Source organism: Maritalea sp. YIW29 (assembly GCF_057219265.1).
This window is the reverse complement of record NZ_JBXVVF010000002.1, coordinates 817,961-836,286: the sequence shown is the minus strand read 5'-3', so window position 1 is coordinate 836,286 and position 18,326 is coordinate 817,961. Positions and strand designations below refer to the sequence as shown.

General features: G+C 50.2%; 18 protein-coding genes. 10 read left to right on the top strand and 8 right to left on the bottom strand.

Annotated elements, in window-relative coordinates:
* Positions 1–204 precede the first annotated feature (204 nt).
* The gene (locus AC2D8L_RS13325) at positions 205–1,980 is read left to right on the top strand and encodes an SLC13 family permease (RefSeq protein ID WP_484685972.1); all 1,776 of its coding nucleotides are present in this window, start codon (positions 205–207) and stop codon (positions 1,978–1,980) included.
* Positions 1,981–1,986: 6 nt separating this feature from the next.
* Positions 1,987–2,451 carry a GNAT family N-acetyltransferase gene (locus tag AC2D8L_RS13320; RefSeq protein ID WP_484685971.1) on the top strand — a complete coding sequence of 155 codons (465 nt, stop codon included), beginning with the start codon at positions 1,987–1,989 and terminating at the stop codon, positions 2,449–2,451.
* Here AC2D8L_RS13320 and AC2D8L_RS13315 read toward each other — a convergent pair.
* The 5 genes from AC2D8L_RS13315 to AC2D8L_RS13295 all read right to left on the bottom strand — a co-directional run bounded on the left by AC2D8L_RS13315 (position 2,448) and on the right by AC2D8L_RS13295 (position 6,770).
* Entirely contained in the window at positions 2,448–3,359 is a 912-nt protein-coding gene (locus AC2D8L_RS13315; RefSeq protein WP_484685970.1) for a hypothetical protein, read from the bottom strand. The genes AC2D8L_RS13320 and AC2D8L_RS13315 overlap by 4 nt on opposite strands.
* Before the next feature lie 55 nt (positions 3,360–3,414).
* Entirely contained in the window at positions 3,415–4,449 is a 1,035-nt protein-coding gene (locus AC2D8L_RS13310; RefSeq protein WP_484685969.1) for a L,D-transpeptidase family protein, read from the bottom strand.
* 130 nt (positions 4,450–4,579) lie between these two features.
* Positions 4,580–5,536 carry an acetyl-CoA carboxylase carboxyltransferase subunit alpha gene (locus AC2D8L_RS13305; protein WP_484685968.1) on the bottom strand — a complete coding sequence of 319 codons (957 nt, stop codon included), beginning with the start codon at positions 5,534–5,536 and terminating at the stop codon, positions 4,580–4,582.
* 162 nt (positions 5,537–5,698) lie between these two features.
* Positions 5,699–6,610, bottom strand: a complete 912-nt coding sequence (locus tag AC2D8L_RS13300) for a site-specific tyrosine recombinase XerD (RefSeq protein WP_484685967.1) — start codon at positions 6,608–6,610, stop codon at positions 5,699–5,701.
* Positions 6,611–6,620: 10 nt separating this feature from the next.
* The gene (locus AC2D8L_RS13295; protein ID WP_484685966.1) at positions 6,621–6,770 is read right to left on the bottom strand and encodes a histidine kinase; all 150 of its coding nucleotides are present in this window, start codon (positions 6,768–6,770) and stop codon (positions 6,621–6,623) included.
* 153 nt (positions 6,771–6,923) lie between these two features.
* Here AC2D8L_RS13295 and AC2D8L_RS13290 point away from each other — a divergent pair, with 153 nt between their 5' ends.
* Genes AC2D8L_RS13290 through AC2D8L_RS13280 form a run of 3 tightly spaced genes read left to right on the top strand, consistent with a single transcriptional unit; the run spans position 6,924 to position 9,923 of the window.
* Positions 6,924–7,520 (top strand): shikimate kinase, encoded by a 597-nt coding sequence (locus AC2D8L_RS13290; RefSeq protein ID WP_484685965.1) that lies wholly within the window; start codon positions 6,924–6,926, stop codon positions 7,518–7,520.
* A 1-nt stretch (position 7,521) separates the two neighbouring features.
* Complete coding sequence (aroB, locus tag AC2D8L_RS13285) at positions 7,522–8,643, top strand: 3-dehydroquinate synthase (RefSeq protein ID WP_484685964.1); 1,122 nt, start codon at positions 7,522–7,524, stop codon at positions 8,641–8,643.
* The gene (locus AC2D8L_RS13280; protein WP_484685963.1) at positions 8,643–9,923 is read left to right on the top strand and encodes an HlyC/CorC family transporter; all 1,281 of its coding nucleotides are present in this window, start codon (positions 8,643–8,645) and stop codon (positions 9,921–9,923) included. The genes aroB and AC2D8L_RS13280 overlap by 1 nt, the downstream gene beginning before the upstream one ends.
* Positions 9,924–9,928: 5 nt before the next feature.
* Here the strand turns inward: AC2D8L_RS13280 and AC2D8L_RS13275 are convergent, their stop codons facing one another.
* A complete protein-coding gene (locus tag AC2D8L_RS13275) occupies positions 9,929–10,204 on the bottom strand; it encodes a BolA family protein (RefSeq protein ID WP_484685962.1) in 276 nt (91 codons plus the stop codon).
* 72 nt (positions 10,205–10,276) lie between these two features.
* On the opposite strand from AC2D8L_RS13275, the gene AC2D8L_RS13270 reads away from it, so the two are divergent.
* The 5 genes from AC2D8L_RS13270 (at position 10,277) to AC2D8L_RS13250 (ending at position 16,114) form a co-directional block, all read left to right on the top strand.
* Positions 10,277–10,897 (top strand): J domain-containing protein, encoded by a 621-nt coding sequence (locus AC2D8L_RS13270; RefSeq protein ID WP_484685961.1) that lies wholly within the window; start codon positions 10,277–10,279, stop codon positions 10,895–10,897.
* Between the two features lie 185 nt (positions 10,898–11,082).
* Positions 11,083–12,054, top strand: a complete 972-nt coding sequence (gene cobS / locus AC2D8L_RS13265) for a cobaltochelatase subunit CobS (RefSeq protein WP_484685960.1) — start codon at positions 11,083–11,085, stop codon at positions 12,052–12,054.
* Between the two features lie 36 nt (positions 12,055–12,090).
* Entirely contained in the window at positions 12,091–13,980 is a 1,890-nt protein-coding gene (gene cobT / locus AC2D8L_RS13260) for a cobaltochelatase subunit CobT (RefSeq protein WP_484685959.1), read from the top strand.
* 29 nt (positions 13,981–14,009) lie between these two features.
* Positions 14,010–14,975 carry an esterase-like activity of phytase family protein gene (locus AC2D8L_RS13255; protein WP_484685958.1) on the top strand — a complete coding sequence of 322 codons (966 nt, stop codon included), beginning with the start codon at positions 14,010–14,012 and terminating at the stop codon, positions 14,973–14,975.
* A gap of 92 nt (positions 14,976–15,067) precedes the next feature.
* Positions 15,068–16,114 (top strand): M42 family metallopeptidase, encoded by a 1,047-nt coding sequence (locus AC2D8L_RS13250; protein WP_484685957.1) that lies wholly within the window; start codon positions 15,068–15,070, stop codon positions 16,112–16,114.
* Positions 16,115–16,209: 95 nt separating this feature from the next.
* Here the strand turns inward: AC2D8L_RS13250 and AC2D8L_RS13245 are convergent, their stop codons facing one another.
* On the bottom strand, positions 16,210–17,409 hold the full coding sequence (locus tag AC2D8L_RS13245) for a PQQ-dependent sugar dehydrogenase (protein ID WP_484685956.1): 1,200 nt from the start codon (positions 17,407–17,409) through the stop codon (positions 16,210–16,212).
* 199 nt (positions 17,410–17,608) lie between these two features.
* Positions 17,609–18,253 (bottom strand): VUT family protein, encoded by a 645-nt coding sequence (locus tag AC2D8L_RS13240; protein WP_484685955.1) that lies wholly within the window; start codon positions 18,251–18,253, stop codon positions 17,609–17,611.
* Positions 18,254–18,326: the final 73 nt, after the last annotated feature.

The following is an 18,326-nucleotide window of genomic DNA, read 5'->3' as shown; positions in this document are numbered from 1 at the left end:
AATGGGCACCCTCAAACGGATGTTTTGATTTATCTCTTGCCATAACCATCTTATCCCACATGGCTCCGACGGTTGCAAAATCAAACCCAAATTTGTTTCCACTATGTGCACCAAACTCAAAAAACTAATTCCAATTTCCCCCTAGTGCTGGGCCATTGGATTTGCGATGATTGGATCAAGTTACTTCGAACTAGGCCTGCACCCATGACCACCACCCAGATTATTCTTTTTTCTTTGTTTTTCTTGGTATTTGTAGGCCTGTTATGGGGACGCTGGCGCTATGATCTTGTGGCGTTTACCGCCCTCATCATCGCCTTATTGTTCAACGCGGTGCCGACAGCTGATGCATTTTCCGGCTTTGGCCACCCGGCAACAATTATCGTCGCACTCGTGCTTGTGGTCTCTCGTGGTCTCACCAATTCAGGTGCAGTTGATCTGATCACCCGCTCAGTCATCGATCAATCTCGCTCTATTGGTATGCACATCACGATTTTAGGGGGGCTAGGCGGCATCCTGTCGGCCTTTATGAATAATGTCGCCGCCCTTGCCATGCTGATGCCTGTCGACATCCAAGCGGCGCAGAAATCTGGACGCTCGCCGGGCCAAACCCTCATGCCCTTATCGTTCGCTACTATACTTGGCGGCCTTGTTACGCTGATTGGCACACCCCCAAACATCATTATCGCATCCATTCGCGAAACAACCCTTGGCGAACCCTTCAACATGTTCGACTTCGCGCCCGTCGGTTTGGTCGCGGCGATTGTCGGCATGGCATATGTTGCGATCATCGGATGGCGGCTTATTCCAGAGCAACCCAAATCCAAAAACTCCCCGTCCGAACTCGCTTCCCTTGAAGGCTATGTGGCTGATTTGGTCGTTGGGGACACGAGCAAAGCAATCGGACAAAAAGTTAGAGACCTTGATGCCGTGGCTGAGGAAAATGATTGCTATGTGCTTGGCCTCGCGCGACGCGGCAAACGTTTGGCCGGGCGTGCAAGGAGCGAAGAAATTAAAGCCGGCGATCACTTGATTATTGAAGCCTCCCCGGAGGCCATCAACGCAATTGTCGGCGCATTGGGATTGCAGTTCCAAGGACAAACAGCCAGCAACAACGCCCTTTCTGGTGATTTGATTTTGTCCGAGGCAGTTGTTACCGCCGAAAGCCGTTTGACTGGACGCACCGCAATGCAATCGAAATTGTTGGCCCGTTACGGCGTGTCGCTGCTCGGGATTTCTCGACAGGGCAAAGCCATCCGCACGCAAGTGCGCAAAACCCAACTCGACCCGGGGGATATTCTACTCCTATTGGGTTCGCCAAATAGTGTTGAAGATGTCATTGGGCGCATGGGATTTTTGCCGCTTGCAGACAGGAATTTGCAAGTCACCCAATATGACCGCGCCTGGACCGCCATCGGCATTTTTGCCGCGGCGCTAACTGCTGCCAGTTTCGGTTGGATTTATCTGCCGGTGGCACTTGCGGTGGTCGCCATATTATTTGTCTTTACGGACATTGTGCCCATCCGCGAGCTTTACGACACCATTGAATGGCCCGTTGTGGTGCTCTTGGGATCTATGATCCCCCTTGGCGCAGCACTTGAAAGTTCTGGGGGCACAGAACTAATCGTCAATGGATTGGCCGCCGCGACCGCAGGCGCGCCACCTTGGGTGGCGCTGACCTTATTAATGATTGTCACCATGACCCTTTCCGACGTGCTCAACAACACGGCCACGGCCATTGTTGCAGCACCGGTTGCCATCGGGCTGGCGGGGCAAATGGGGGTCAATCCTGATCCATTTTTGATGGCCGTAGCTGTAGCTGCTAGCTGCGCATTCCTTACCCCAATCGGGCATAAAAACAACATGCTGATCCTTGGCCCGGGCGGCTATTCATTCTCGGATTATTGGCGTATGGGTTTACCGTTGGAAATCATCATCGTGGCGGTTTCCGTTCCCGCAATTCTACTCTTTTGGCCTCTTTGATTATTTATGACCCTATCTGCAAATCAGTTTCACTTGGTTTTAGCGCTCAACAATGAGCATGCAATTGAAACAAGTTTTTTGGAACCTAATGACCTTCAGCAGTTGCTGGATCGCTCCTATTTGACCCAAACAATTGGCGAACTTGATGCCTTTCTTATCGGCATGAGCCACGCTTCGCCCCATGATGGGATCAATTTCTCTTGGTTCAAATCGCGTTATGACAGCTTTGCCTATATCGACCGGGTAGTGACCGCAAAACATGCGCGCAAACAAGGCCACGCAAAGCGGCTCTATTTAGATTTGATCGAAAAGGCCAAGGCAGACGGCATCAAAATGGTGTGCTGTGAGATCAATCACAATCCACCAAACCCAGGCTCCGTCGCATTCCACGAAAAGCTAGGATTCAAGCAAATCGGCACTGCAGACCTAAGTGAAACCAAAACCGTTGGCTATTGGGCCATCGAGTTTTAGTCAGAACTTAGCTGCACAAAGACTTTGCGCAATATTTCTGGTCGTCCAGCGCGGACGGCTGACTTTCGCGATGAATGATTGTGTCTATCGATCGTGCCTAAAAGCAATCGATCTGGAAACTTAGCGCCCCGAATTTTCGCCAAAGCGCGTTGCATTTGAACCCCATACCCATGACCGCTATGGTCGGCACTGACGACCTCTTCAATCACGATATCACCCTCGATCCAGTCTAGTTCTCCCTTTTTGCAGGCAATGACGCCGATGGTTGAACCTGCTTTGTCTTGGGCAAGAGAAAGTCCGTCGTCCTCAGCACATTCCTTCAATTCTGACAGTTCCGCAGCGGCGATATTGGCCCGTCTTGCGCCATCTTGTGGCAATACCGCGTATCGTGCGGTCACAATTTTATGGGCTAATTCAACGTCTTCCGTACCAGTCAACGTGATCTGGTTTTGCCCTGTGGCGATATCCCGATATAAAGCGGCATGAATGGAAAGGTCCAATATCGCGTCCGGCATTGGCAAATGATCTTTCGCCACAACAAGGCGTACGAATTGAGGGGAAAAGACTGACCATTCTCGGGCCACAACGGACCGCAAAGTGTCTAAGTCAGAAAAACTATGGGCGACGACTTCAACGAAGGGGCGTTCAACGTCTAACCCATAAAATCGAATTCCACCAAGCAGTTCGCCATCTTCTGTCGTGATATATCGATGATTATAGGCTGAGGGTGGCACGTCGAAATTATCGATATTATCGGAAAAGAGCCGCGCAAAGGCAGGGTCAGTCATGAGGTCAAATTGACCCTTACACCATTTGCGCAAACGGGTGGATTGGGCGCCAAAAAGGGCATGTTCAAGTTCGAATTGGCAAGCCAATGACGGCCAATCCGGCAATGTTTCTAAACTCATGGGCCAAAGCTAAAAGCAAGCAGTGCTGCTGGCAAGTAATACTAGGGCTTAGCCCTTAGCGCGTTGGTGGAACTGGGGCGTTCGGGTCTTCAACCGTTTGCTGAGCACCGTTACCACCACCAAACAGTCCACCGAACCAACCGGTGACTTTTTGGGTGGTCTGGTTGATCGCTTTTTTGCGCTCTTCCGCTGCTTGTGCGGCTTCAATTTTGCGCTTGGCTGCGGCTTCCGCATCTAGCTTTGCTTGATCTCTATTGGCCATTGCGACTTTAAACGCTGCAGCGTCTTGGATCTGTTTTTCGCTAAAGCGCTTTTGATCTGCCGTACTCAGCGTTGTGTTGCCACAACCACCAGCTTTGTTGATGCCATATCGACCATTACACACGGACCATTTTGGCCGCTCTTTGGTGATTTCAAAATGGTCGTAACCAACTTTGATATCGCGCCAGAAACTCATATGTTTGCTGTCGCTAAATTCAGCCAAGTTTGGTGCGGTCATTCGGAACGGGAAAACTTGAACCTGAAAACTCTTCGATCCGCCCTTAAATGTCTCACGCGCAAGCGCATAGATTTCGCCGATCTTTTCGTCCGTCATCGCGTAGCAACCGCGAGATGAGCAATCCCCGTGCACCATTATATTTGAACCAGTGCGCCCATGGGCGCGGTCAAACCGATTTGGGAAACCAAGGTTAAACGCAAGAAAATAGTTCGAACGCGGGTTCATCAGGCCCGGTGTCACATCATAAAATCCTTCGGGAGACTGGCGATCTCCTTCACGGAATTTTGGACCCAGATCACCTGACCACGCGCAAATTTTATAGGTACGAAAATGGGCGAACTTGCCGGTTTTCTTGACCTTTTTCCAAACCTCGAGTTCGCTCTCTCGCTTAAAGATACGCACCAACATTGGCGCACCTTCGCTAGACCCCATTTGATCAAGGCGGATTTTGGTCAAGGATGTCAAAGGAATGTTGTGGCGATTGCTTTCAAATCCGGTGGTGCAGGCAGACAGCAGAAAAATACCGCAGATCACCAACAAGAATCTTGGCACCAAAAGATTTTTTGCAAATTTGTGCAAACCAAAAATCAAGAAATTACTCCAAACCACAACTGCCCGGCGCTCAATACTAGGCGGCCCCAAATAAATTACAGTTAATCAATTGAAGACCAAAGCGCTTTCCCTCAGCACTCAATTCACTTTTAGGTGAACTTTGATCCGATTAGGAAAGGTTTGCACCCATGGCCAAGTATTTTTCCCGACGGTGCTCACGCACTTCAAGCCGGCCTTTGCCTTCATATTCAGCCAAGAAATCCTCAATCACCTTGTGGGCAGACTGCAAAATCTCTTGTTGATGACGATGTGCGCCGCCAGCAGGCTCGGGAATGATCTGGTCAATAATGCCAAATTCAAGCAAATCTTGCGCTGTGATTTTCATGTTGTTTGCAGCTTCTTGCGCTTTTGCGGCATCTCGCCACAAAATCGATGCCGCCGCTTCCGGCGAAGCAACGGTGTAAATCGAATGCTGCAACATCACGACTTTGTTCGCCGTCGCAATCGCAATCGCGCCACCAGATCCGCCTTCACCAATCACAATCGCAATGGAAGGCACACCAATTTCAAGGCACATTTCTGTTGAGCGAGCGATGGCTTCGGCCTGGCCGCGCTCTTCAGCACCGACACCCGGATAAGCACCAGCGGTATCGACAAAAAACAGTACCGGAATATCAAACCGATCCGCCATATCCATGACGCGAACTGCCTTACGATATCCTTCAGGCCGTGCAGAACCAAAATTATGCTTTAGGCGCGTTTCAGTATTAGAGCCTTTTTCTTGCCCAATAATCGCGACCGCTTGGCCGTCAAATCGACCAAATCCACATTGAACAGCGGCGTCTTCGGCATATTTACGATCGCCAGCCAACGGCACAAAGTCCGTTATCAGCTCTTTTACATAATCAATAAAATGCGGACGCAGCGGATGGCGCGCAACTTGGGTTTTTTGCCAAGGTGACAGGCGACCATAAATATCGAGTAGTGCTTCGTCTGCTTTATCTTGCAAACGTTTCACTTCATCTTCAATTTCAACCGCTTCACCACTTTGCGCAAGTGACTTAAGTTCTTGCACTTTACCCAGTAAATCTGCGACCGGTTTTTCAAACTCGAGATAGGACTGCATGTTGTTCCGTCTTCTATTTGTCCCCTAAAAGGCAAGTGGCCTTTTGGAACCCATTCAATTGCGGCGGAAAGTGGCCATTCCCCCCATTAATGTCAACCTTTGCGCACCAAATTGGCAACAATATTCCTAAAAGGAACGCGCGTCAGGTTTGCACAATTCTTGTTAATCCTTGGCCAAAGGATGATGCTCATGCACAAGCGAAGTCAATCGCTCATCAAGAATATGCGTATAAATCTGCGTTGTCGAAATATCTGAATGCCCCAGCAATAATTGTACGACACGAAGGTCTGCACCCCTTTCCAACAAATGTGAGGCAAAAGCATGGCGCAATATATGGGGTGAGATTTTTTGCGTATCTAAACCAGCGCGTCCGGCCAACGCCTTTAGATCACGCGCAAAAACTTGCCGCGCCATAAATCCAGTTTCTGTATTAGCTGGAAAGACAAACCGACCCGGCGTAAGCTTTGAAAGATAATTCAACAGCGCGTCTTTTGCGCGATCATTTAGCGGCACCACCCGCTCCTTATTGCCCTTACCGATAATGTTGAGCATGCTCGCTTCTCGTGTCACGCTTGAGCGCAAAAGCCCCACCAGCTCGGATACACGCATGCCGGTGCCGTAAAGCAACTCGAGCAACACATAGAGTTTTTGCGCCCGCAATTGCGCCTTTGGTTTGAGTTGATCGTCATTGGCTTCCAACTCTGCTTGGGCAAAAAGCTGATCAACTTCTTCAATCGACATGGTTTTGGGCAATCGCACACCAGCTTTGGGTGCGGGGATCACCCTGGTCGGATCGTCCTTTCGAAACCCATCGGAAACCAGAAATTGGTAAAACTGCCGAATAGAGCTTAAACGCCGCGCCGCACTGGATGCGGCGAAACCGCGTTCATCTAAATCAATCAAATAGTGCTGGATTGCATGGCGATCAGCATTGCCAATTGGTGTGGACTTAGATGTTGCAAATTGTTCGTAATCGCCAAGATCGCGCCGATAGGCTTCAAGCGTGTTTTGCGCAGCGCCTCTTTCAGCGCTCATCATTTCAAGGAAATTTTCAATCAATTGGTCATTGGTCATCTCAGGCGACCTACTTATTATCGAACAACTCGCGTGCTGGAATGCGTTCGCTCATTTCACGTGGCGTCGGCTCCACAAATATGGTCAGCGCATACATTGTGCCAAAAGCAATTCCAGCCAACACGCCAAGAAAAACTAAAAATCGAATAAGTGTCGGCATGAAACTTTAACTCCCTTGATTGCCCTTTTTCGACTATTTTGCGTCCCCAATCAAGCATTTGATGAAATCATGTGGCATGTGTTCAAACCAAGTGACTTGACAATTTGCCCACACATCGCTTCAACCAACATTCATGTTTAAGTGGAGAATTTAGTGCCCGTCGAACTGGACAGCACCATAGTACGGCGTAATGCAGATCGCGTGAACGACGGCCGCGCCAACAAGCCAATTGTAATTGTTGGAATGATGGGCGCTGGAAAATCTACAGTTGGCCGAAGAGTTGCCCATTTCCTTGGATTAGAATTCATCGATAGCGACGACGAAATTGAAATCGCTGCTGGCATGCCCATTGCCGATATTTTTGAAACCCATGGCGAAGAAGAGTTCCGTGCCGGGGAAACAAGGGTGATCGCCCGGCTTCTGCGGACAAGACAAAACGCCATTATCTCTACCGGCGGCGGGGCCTATATGGACCCAACAACCAGAAACAATATTGCAAAAAACGCAATTTCTGTTTGGCTGAAGGCGGACATTGATCTGCTGTTTGAACGGGTGTCGCGCAAAAACACGCGACCACTTTTACGCACAGCTGATCCCTACGGCACGCTCAAGGCATTGGTCGACAAACGATATCCAACTTACGCTAAAGCGGAGGTAACTGTGATGTCGCACGAAGCCAGCCACGAACAAATCGCGTCCGAGATTATTGCGGCCCTCGCTGACCATCTAGCACCAACCACAAAGTCATAAAATGACCGAGCAACACACGAAGCCAAATATTGTCACCATCGACCTTGGGACGCGTAGTTACGATATCAATGTCGCGCATGATGCCATTGAAACGTTAGGGGCAACGCTTAAGTCTATGTTTCCTGGCGCGCGGTTTGGCATTGTCACAGATGAAAATGTCGAGCGCGAACAGCTGCCGCGGCTAAAAAAGAGTTTAGAGGCCGAAGGACTGCAATATAGCGTTGTGAGCATTGCGGCGGGCGAAAGCTCTAAATCCAACAAGGTGCTCAACGAGGTCATCGAAGCGCTATTGGACCAACGGCTAGAGCGCAACGATATCATCATCGCATTTGGTGGCGGTGTGGTCGGCGATTTAGCTGGATTTGCCGCCTCGGTTATTCGGCGCGGCATGGACTTTGTTCAAGTGCCAACATCCCTACTCGCGCAGGTAGACAGCTCCGTTGGTGGCAAGACAGGTATCAACTCCCCACATGGCAAAAACCTGATCGGCGCTTTTCATCAACCCCGATTTGTTGCCGCCGATTTAGGTGCCCTTGAAACACTTTCCGAACGTCAATTCCGCGCCGGTTATGCCGAAATGGCTAAATATGGCCTGATTGACGATGCGGAGTTCTTCTTTTGGCTAGAAGAAAATTGGCGCGAAATTTATGAGGGCGGGCCAGCACGGGCCAAGGCAATCGCCCATGCATGTCGGGCAAAAGCACGCTTCGTAAAGTCGGATGAAAAAGAACATGGCGTACGAGCGCTGCTAAATCTGGGCCATACATTCGGCCATGCGTTTGAAGCGGCGACCGGATATTCAGATCGCTTGTTACACGGAGAAGCCATCGCCATCGGCATGGTCCTCGCCCACCGCTATTCAACCCAAATCGGCATTGCCAGCGGGCAAGATGCGGTGCGTGTCGAAAACCATTTCAAAGCGGTTGGATTGCCGACCGAATTGAGTGACATTCCGGGTGAATTGGCATCGAGCGAAGAATTGATGCATCATATCGCCCAAGACAAAAAGGTCTCACGCGGTGCCCTCACCTTTATTTTGACCAAGGGTATTGGCGAAGCCTTTATCGAAAACGGGGTAGAACCCAATTCGATATTGAAATTCCTTGAGGAGCAACGCAGCTAATGTTCGAGTTTTTCGCCTCCATTCCACCATCACTTTGGATTTCGATCGCCGCGATTGTAGTGCTTTTGGCCCTATCTGGATTTTTCTCCGGTTCTGAAACTGCGCTAACTGCCGCTTCACGCGCCCGCATTCACCATTGGGTCAAAGCAGAAAACCAACGGGCAAAAATTGTTGAAGATCTTACAAAAGACAAAGAACGCTTGATCGGCGCTTTGTTGCTTGGCAATAATCTCGTCAACATTCTCGCCTCTGCGCTTGCCACCAGCGTCTTGATTGCGCTGTTTGGCGATACTGGTGTGATTTATGCCACCATCGTCATGACCGCCTTGGTCGTGATCTTTTCTGAAGTTTTGCCCAAAACATGGGCTATTTCCAAACCTGATGAATTTGCACTCGGCGTCGCCCCTTTTGTGCGACCTATTGTGGCTATTTTTGCCCCCGTAACGTTCGCAATCCAAAAGCTAGTCAATGCACTTTTACGCCTCGTCGGCGCACGGCGTGAAGACGACACTTCTGGCATGACAAGCCATGAAGAATTGCGCGGCACCGTGGATTTGTTGCACCGCGACGGCGAAGTGATCAAAAATGACCGTGACATGCTTGGCGGCATTCTTGATCTAAGTGAGCTTGAAGTTTCCGACGTCATGATTCACCGCACCAAAATGCTCGCCTTTGACGCGGATATGCCGACAGAACAACTGGTGCAAGACATATTGGAAAGCCCATATACCCGCATTCCGCTTTGGCGCGAAAACCAAGACAATATTGTTGGTGTTGTGCACGCCAAAGACCTACTACGCGCCTTGTTTAAGCTTGGTGGCAAAGTCGAAAATCTCGATATTGAACGGATTATTTCAAAACCATGGTTTGTGCCGGATACAACCCCAGTTCAAGCCCAACTTAATGCCTTCTTACGAGAGAAAGCGCACTTTGCCTTGGTAGTAGACGAATATGGCGAGGTTGAAGGCCTTTTGACCCTTGAAGACATTTTGGAAGAAATCGTTGGTGAAATCGCCGACGAGCATGACGAAATGATGGAAGGGGCGAAGAAGCAACCAGACGGTTCCTACATCGTTGACGGCTCGCTGCCCATTCGCGACCTCAACCGTGCACTTGATTGGACTTTGCCGGACGAAAACGCCACCACAATTGCTGGACTGATCCTTGATGAAGCCAAGATGATCCCCAACGTCAATCAAACATTTACGTTCCACGGCATGCGGTTCCGCATTCTGAAAAAAGAACGCAACCGCATTACTGAGCTAAAGATTATTCCCTAATGTGTTCAATCGGTTGGAGAACCCGTTGGCTCCACTTCAATAGCCAACGCGTGAATGGTTTCCTTTAGCTCTTCGGCCAAACACGTCATGATTGCGCGATGTTGCGCAACCCGCATTTTCCCATCTAAAGAAGGTGCGGCGATTTGCACGCGGAAATGACTATTTCCCCCCTCGCGATATCCCGCATGGCCCCGGTGTAGTTCACTTTCATCGTGTACCCGCAGGGTTGTTGGCTGAAATTCTTTGATCAATTTCGCAATGATTGTATCTTTCATCGACATTTGGGGTTTCGCTCCGGCCATTTTTTGATGTAAAAGGGGTGTCCATTTTCTCTAGCTTTAAGAGCACTTACATTGAATTCCAAGCTCTTCGATAAAATCAAAGTAAAACGTCGCGCGTCATCTGCAGTCAAACCGGAGGACGACCTCCCCCGTTGTGCGTGGAAAGGTTGCGATCAACCTGGCGCACATAAGGCACCAAAGGGTTCTGATATGCCGGGCTATTATCAGTTCTGCATGGCCCATGTGCGTGAGTACAATAAAAGTTTCAATTTCTTCTCAGAAATGAATGATGAGGAAATTCAAAAAATTGTAACCGATCGTACCGGCGGCCGTCCAACGTGGGATATGGGCGTGAATAAAGCCGCGCCGGCCCAAGCCGAGGCACCGAGCACGGCCGGGCGTAAGAAAAAGAACCACGATCCGTCGAATGTGCTGCGCCGCTATGCGCGCATGCAAGGCGCGTCCAGTGGGCCAAACCGTTCTGCCGACCGCAAGATCCTAGATGCTGACAAAAAGGCGCTTGAAATGCTTGATGTGAGCCACACTTCTGGCCCAGATCAGATCAAAAAAGCCTACAAGGACTTGGTGAAAAAGCACCACCCTGACATCAATGGCGGTGACAAGAGTTCTGAGGAGCGACTGCGCAATATTGTGACGGCTTACAACCACCTTAAGTCCAAGGGATTTGTGTAAGCAAAACCGCAAAAATTCTGTTTGTGCTCGGCGCGGGGTCAAAGACCTTGTGTCTGGACCCTAGTCGAGTACAATTTTTGTTGCTATAAACCCGCCGACCAATAAAATACCTGCCCTACCCTTTGCGCGCTTTTTGTGCCAAAACCCCAATTAAAGAACAGCTATCTATTTAAAAGGCTCACATCATGACCGCACCCTTGCCTGATACTCAATATTCTGTCCGCGAACTTTTCGGCATTGATTCAGACTTGATGGTCAAAGGCTATAAAGAGCGCACCGAACACGTGCCGCCTTTAGACCCAGACTATCTTTTCGATAAAGCCACGACCTTGGCCATTCTGGCTGGGTTTGAGCATAATCGTCGCGTCATGGTGCAGGGCTATCACGGTACCGGGAAATCAACCCACATTGAGCAAGTTGCAGCCCGGTTGAATTGGCCACTGGTACGGGTCAACCTAGATAGCCACGTCAGCCGGATCGATTTGGTGGGTAAAGACTCCATCGTCATCAAAGACGGCAAGCAAATCACAGAATTCCGTGATGGCATTTTGCCATGGGCGTTGAAGAACAATATCGCGATTGTGTTTGATGAATATGATGCAGGCCGCCCAGACGTAATGTTCGTGATCCAGCGCGTACTTGAAGTTTCTGGCCGCCTGACATTGTTGGATCAAAATAAAGTCATCGAGCCGCATCCAGCTTTCCGCCTGTTCTCAACAACCAACACTATTGGGTTGGGCGATACGTCGGGTCTTTATCACGGCACCCAGCAGATCAACCAAGGTCAAATGGACCGTTGGTCAATCGTGACAACTTTGAACTATCTGCCGCACGAAAAAGAAGTTGGCATTGTGTTGGCCAAAGCCAAAGCGTTCCAAAATGAAGAGGGTGAAAAAACCATTTCCAACATGGTGCGCCTGGCAGATATGACCCGTTCAGCTTTCATCAATGGTGATCTTTCAACCGTGATGAGCCCTCGTACGGTGATTACTTGGGCCGAGAATGCGTCGATCTTTGATGATATTGGCATGGCTTTCCGCCTTACATTCTTGAATAAATGTGACGAGTTGGAACGCGCCGTGGTTGCTGAATTCTACCAGCGCGTATTTGGCACGGATTTGCCTGAATCAGCCGCAAACATCGCTTTGAGTGCATAAAGCGGCGACACAATGTTTTAACCCGAAAGGGAAAATATGTCTGGCATATCCAAAAGCGCCAACAGGCCTGACCCTGCAGCAACACTAAAAAGTGCTGTGGGCGTCACCATGCGCGCCATCGCGCAGGATAGCGAGTTAGAGGTTGCCTTTACCTCTGACCGCCCCTTGCTGACTAAAGACAAAGCCCGTTTGGCCAACTTGCCCCGTGTGCCAAAAGCCGAAGACGTTGCCATTGCCCGCGGACAGGGCGATGCGATGGCCATGCGCTTGGCGGCCCACGATCAAAAATTACATAAGAAATACTCGCCTCAAGATACAGAGGCGCGCGCCGTGTTCGACGCGCTGGAGCAAGTGCGGGTGGAGGCAATCGGCACCGACCGGTTGCCCGGCATGAAGGGCAATCTTGCCGCCATGCTGGAAGACAAACTTTTCCGGGCCAATTATGGTTCGATTACCGACATTGCTGATGCGCCTTTAGCGGAAGCCATGGGCTTGGTTTTACGTGAAAAACTCTTAGGTATCGACATTCCATCGTCAGGCGAGAAACTAGTCGACTTCTGGCGCGAAACCATCGAGCAAAAAGCTGGCAATCAATTGGACGATCTTGCTTCGCTAATTGATGATCAAGCCGAATTTTCTAAACTTTGCCGCACGGCGTTGCGCAATATGGAATTGGTGGTCGACGCTGATCCAACCGATTTGGATGGCGACGAAGATGATGCGGGTGAAGATACAGATCCGCAAAACGCGCCCGACGAAAATGCCGATAAACAAGATGGCTCTTCTGACAAGGAAGAAGAGCAAATGGATGCCGAACAGGCACCCGGCGACACCGAGCAGGAGGGCGAAGTTGAAGGCGAAGACGCTGACTTCCAAGATATGGAAGAGCAGGACGCACCGCTTGAACAGGGCGAAGACAGCCCCAATGCTCAACCTGAAAATGATATCCCAGAGCATTTCCGCAACATGCCGGAATATAAGGTTTTTACGACAAAGTTTGATGAGACCGTAAGTGCTTCCGAACTTTGTCCGCCCGAAGAACTTGATCAATTGCGTGCACTTTTGGATAAGCAATTGGACGGTTTGTCTGGTGCAGTGGCCCGTTTGGCCAACAAATTGCAACGCCGCTTGATGGCCCAGCAAAACCGATCATGGGAATTTGATCTTGAGGAAGGGCTTTTGGACACTGCACGGATCACCCGCGTGGTGACCGATCCGCTGCAACCTCTTTCGTTCAAAATCGAAAAAGACACGGATTTCCGCGACACGGTTGTGACCTTATTGATCGATAATTCAGGCTCCATGCGTGGACGCCCGATCACTATCGCAGCAATCTGTGGTGACATTCTTGCCCGCACGCTCGAGCGTTGCGGCGTGAAAGTTGAGATTTTGGGCTTCACAACCCGCGCTTGGAAAGGCGGCAAGTCTCGCGAAGCATGGATGCAAGCTGGCCGTCCAGCAGGGCCAGGCCGGATAAATGATGTTCGTCACATTATTTACAAATCAGCTGATGAGCCTTGGCGTCACGCGAAGTCAAATCTTGGTTTGATGATGCGCGAAGGCTTGCTGAAAGAAAATATCGACGGCGAAGCACTTCAATGGGCGCACAAACGAATTTTGGGTCGGCCTGAAAATCGCCGCATATTGATGGTGATTTCTGACGGCGCGCCTGTCGATGACAGCACGCAATCTGTTAATCCGGGCAATTATTTGGAAAAACATCTGCGCTACGTCATTGAAGATATAGAGACCCGTTCTCCCGTTCAACTTGTGGCCATCGGTATCGGTCACGATGTGACCCGTTATTATCGACGGGCAGTCACGTTGCTGGATGCGGAAGAATTGGCCGGCGCTTTGACGGATAATCTAGCGGCTTTGTTTGACGAAGAGTTGCCTCAAGAAACCCGTCGACGAGGCCGAAAATAGCACGCAACTTATCCATTCTATCTTGCCTATTGGGCGCGTTCCTCGCGCCCAATTTTGCATTTGCGGAACCATTTAATATTGGTGCCAACCAGATTAGTCATTTTCAGGGTCGAGAAATCGGCAAGCCGGTTGGCAACGGACTGACATGGTATGGTGGGTTACACCTAACCGGCAATGTCAGGAACTTTGGCGGCCTTTCTGACATTACATTTACGTCCGCGGACGGCGATCTCGCCATTGTCACGGACAAAGGGCACTTTATCTCCGGGAAATTGCAATATGACCCGAAAGGTGCCCCCGAAGGCATCATCAATGCCGACATTAAGCGATTGCGAAATTCAAAGGGCGTAAAATTACCATCCACATTTTCGCGCGATCCGGAAGCAATTGACACCATTTACCGAGACGGCAAGCCCGTTGCGGTGCGCGTTGGCTTTGAGCACCTGACCCGTGTTGCAGATTTCGAATTGGACGGTACGCGCCCTGGCGGTGCGGCGCGCGAATATACAATCCCCAATTGGATCACCCGGCAACGCAATAACGGCTCAATTGAATCGCTGTGTATTGCGCCGCCAGCGTCTCCGGTTGCCGGGTCAACCCTGATGATTTTGGAAGATGTCCGCAACGATCAAGGACATAATCGTGCATGGCTTTCCGGCAAGCGTGACGGTGGAAATTTAAGTGTTCGGGCAGAAGGTGGCTATCGACCCACAGCATGTACTTTTACCCAAAACGGTGATCTCTTAATTCTTCATCGCGACATTGGAATTTTTGGCTTCTCCATGCAGCTGCGCTTGATCAAAGCTGCAGACGTGAAAGCGGGTGTTGTTTTATTTGGCGAAAAACTGCTGGAAGCTAATGGCGGCGATGTCGACAATATGGAAGGTTTGGCCACACATATTGACGGCAAAGGCGACACAATCATCACCATCCTATCTGACGATAATTTCAGAAATTGGGAACGCACCCTTTTACTTCAATTTATTTTAGAATAATAATTTTAGTACAAACGACTGATCTCGCCTAAGGTGGGCGCAACTTCCAATCAAAGCTCGAGGTAAACGGGCAACTCTAAAAGGGATAATCCATGAACATCGAACTATTGAAGCACCTGTGCGAAACACCAGGCGTGCCTGGTCGCGAAGACCGCATTCGTGCTGTCATTGAAAAAGAAGTCGAGGGTCTTTTTGACGAAGTGACCACTGACCCAATGGGGTCATTGCTTTGCAAACGCAACCCAACAGGCACACCAGCTAATCCGCCGAAAAAGATCATGCTGTTGTGCCACATGGATGAAATCGGTTTTTTGGTTTCCCACGTATCTGAAAAAGGCCATGTCTATGTCGACAATGTTGGCGGCTTTGACACACGCAACCTGTTCAGCCGTCGCGTTTTGGTTGTTACCGAAAATGGCGACTATAAAGCAGTGATGAACCCGGGCGGCAAGCCAATCCATATTCAAAGCCCTGAAGAAGGCAAAAAAATCCCAACCGTTTCTGAGTTCGTGATCGATCTTGGCTTAGGCGAAAAAACCAAAGACGTTGTGCAAGTTGGCGACTATGTGGTGATGGACGAGCCATTGCTCGATCTAGAAGACAAAGTGGTTTCTAAAGCCTTGGACAACCGCGTTGCGTGTTGGTTGGGCATCGAATCTATCCGCAAATTGGTGGCAGACAAGTCCACCCATGATTGCGAAATCCACGTGGCCTTTACCACCCAAGAAGAAGTTGGCCTGCGCGGTGCCCGCACAGCGTCCCATGCGATCCAGCCGGACATCGGCCTTGGCATCGACGTAACGCTTGCTTGTGACACCCCAGGCGTGCCTGAGCATCAATCCGTCACCGTTCAAGGCAAGGGCTTTGGCCTTCACGTGAAAGATAGCTCGTTCATCGCCGACATTGATCTGGTGCGTGATGTTGAAGCGGTGGCGAAGAAAAACGACATTCCTTACCAGCGCACCGTTCTCGCCCGTGGCGGCCAAGACGGCGCAGCGGCGCAACAAGCTGCTGCTGGAGCAAAAGCCGTCGGCATTGTTGTTGGTTGTCGCTATGTGCACACGGTCACAGAAATGATCGACAAAACGGATCTTAAAGCGGCCCGCGATATTTTGGCGGCTTACTTGGCTGCAAACTAAACAGAGCCACCTAAAACTAGAAAATTGGATCCCGTCGCATTGTTGCGGCGGGCTTTTTGGTTGATATTGGTTTGGCGGAACTGACTATTCAATGGTCAGCGCTCAGCCGTAATTCTCACCACTTGCCCATTTCGAGAATCGGTGAGCACAATGATCGATCCGTCATGATCGATCTCAACATCGCGAACGCGACCAAGTTTGGGGAGCAACCGTTCTTCGCTTGTTACCTTGTCGCCATCAAGGGTCAGCCGCACAATACCACCCGGATTAAGCGAAGAAGCAATGATGTTGCCATTCCAATCCGAAAGTTCTTCACCTGTTTTAAAGGCAAAGCCGCTGGGCGCAATTACCGGGTCCCAATAGTATCTAGGTTCTGTAAAGCCTTGGGCGCGCGGCTTACCACTGCCAACAGGGCGACCGCTATAGTTCTCACCATAGCTGACAACTGGCCAACCATAATTGGCCCCAGCTTGTAGCCTGTTCAGTTCATCACCGCCTTTAGGGCCATGGCTAAGCAACCAAATCTCGTCGGTGCCCGGGCGCAAGGCAGCGCCTTGCACATTGCGCATTCCAAGGGCGTAAATCGTGTCGATTGCCCCCTCTTGATCAATAAAGGGATTATCGCTTGGAGTTTCCCCATCCTGTGTCACCCGGATGGCTTTGCCGTAGCTCTTGTCCAAATCCTGTGCAAACACGCGCTCTCGCTCGGATGAATGGTCACCCGTTGTGATGTAGGCAAAACCGTTATGCAATACAATTCGACTGCCAAAATGCATAGGCGATGGCGAAGGAGGATGTTGGATAAATATATCCTTCAATTCCGTGAGGCTGCGCATATCGTTAGATAGGACCGCTCGGGCCGCCGCTGTCGCAGATAAATTATTGCCCATAGGTTTTGCATAGGTAAGGAAGATCACCCGGCTTTGCTCAAAGTCTGGGGCCAACGCCACATCAAGCAGTCCGCCCTGCCGCTCGGCAAATACTTCTGGTATGCCCTTAATCGGGTCTTTAACCAACTCTCCGGTTGCCGTGATAAACCGCAGCTGGCCCTTTCGCTCGCTGACCAGATAACCGCCGTTGGGCAGTTTCGCGATGCCCCAAGGGTTCGAAAGACCAGTGGCTATCATTTCTGTTTTCAAAGACATCTTCGAAGCAAGAATTGGCGCGCGGGTTTGATTTTCAAAGGCCGGGGAGAATTCGGGCACATTTTTTGCACCGCCATAAGCGTCATCCTGCGCAAATGCAGAAGTGGCCGCAAAGAGAACCAAAAGGGCGAAGGCGATTGGATTTTTCATGGTGGTGCTCCGTTAGGTAGGGTCAAACAAGTCAGCAAGCTCGCTATCGGCTTTCCCAAATCTAAACATACTTTTTGATCAATTTATGTTGCGCATTTCACCACACAAAAAAACGCCCCGACAGGATCGGGGCGCTTTGGTTGCCAAATCGCGCTCACAAACAAATTGGCTAAATCCGATAATTTCACATTCATGAATGCTATGCAGTTGCGTCCCTCACCACTTGTCGGTCTGCAATGAACCGGCGAAGCAAGTTGAACGGTGCCAATAGAGCAAAGACCATCAGCATTTTCACGAGCATATCCCCGGCAGCCAGCGAGACGTATAACGGCACTTCAGGCCCGACACTTAGGAACGGCACACCAAACCCAAGCGATGTGTCTGCTTGGTTGAAAAACTGGTCAATGCCAGAAAATGCTGGTGAGAATGCCAGTGTGAAGAAGATAACTGTGTCAATCACCGTGGCAATGCCTGATGAAATTAGCGGTGCGCGCCACCATTCGCCGTTGCGAAGTTTATCAAAGATGGAAACATCTAGAAGTTGGGCCACCAGAAATGCGGAACCCGAAGCAACAGCTATGCGTGGGTCGGCAAGTTTGAGCGACAGATAAACCGCCAACGAAAAGCCGACCAATACGACAATGCGCGCCGATTTCGGACCGAAATGGCGGTTGGTCAGGTCTGTTACCAAAAATGCAAATGGGTAAGTGAAGGCACCCCAAGTCAGGATCTCATTGAGATCAAACATGCCAAGTTGAAAATCAACAGGATGAGAAACAAGGAAGTTCGATGAAACAACAACGATTGCCATTGCCACAATTGCAATCAAAAAGCGAGTGAGCATGAAAATGCACCTCTATTTTACGCAGCAATTCCGGCAAAAGACCGGCGCCACTTAGAAAAGAAAATACCGCGAA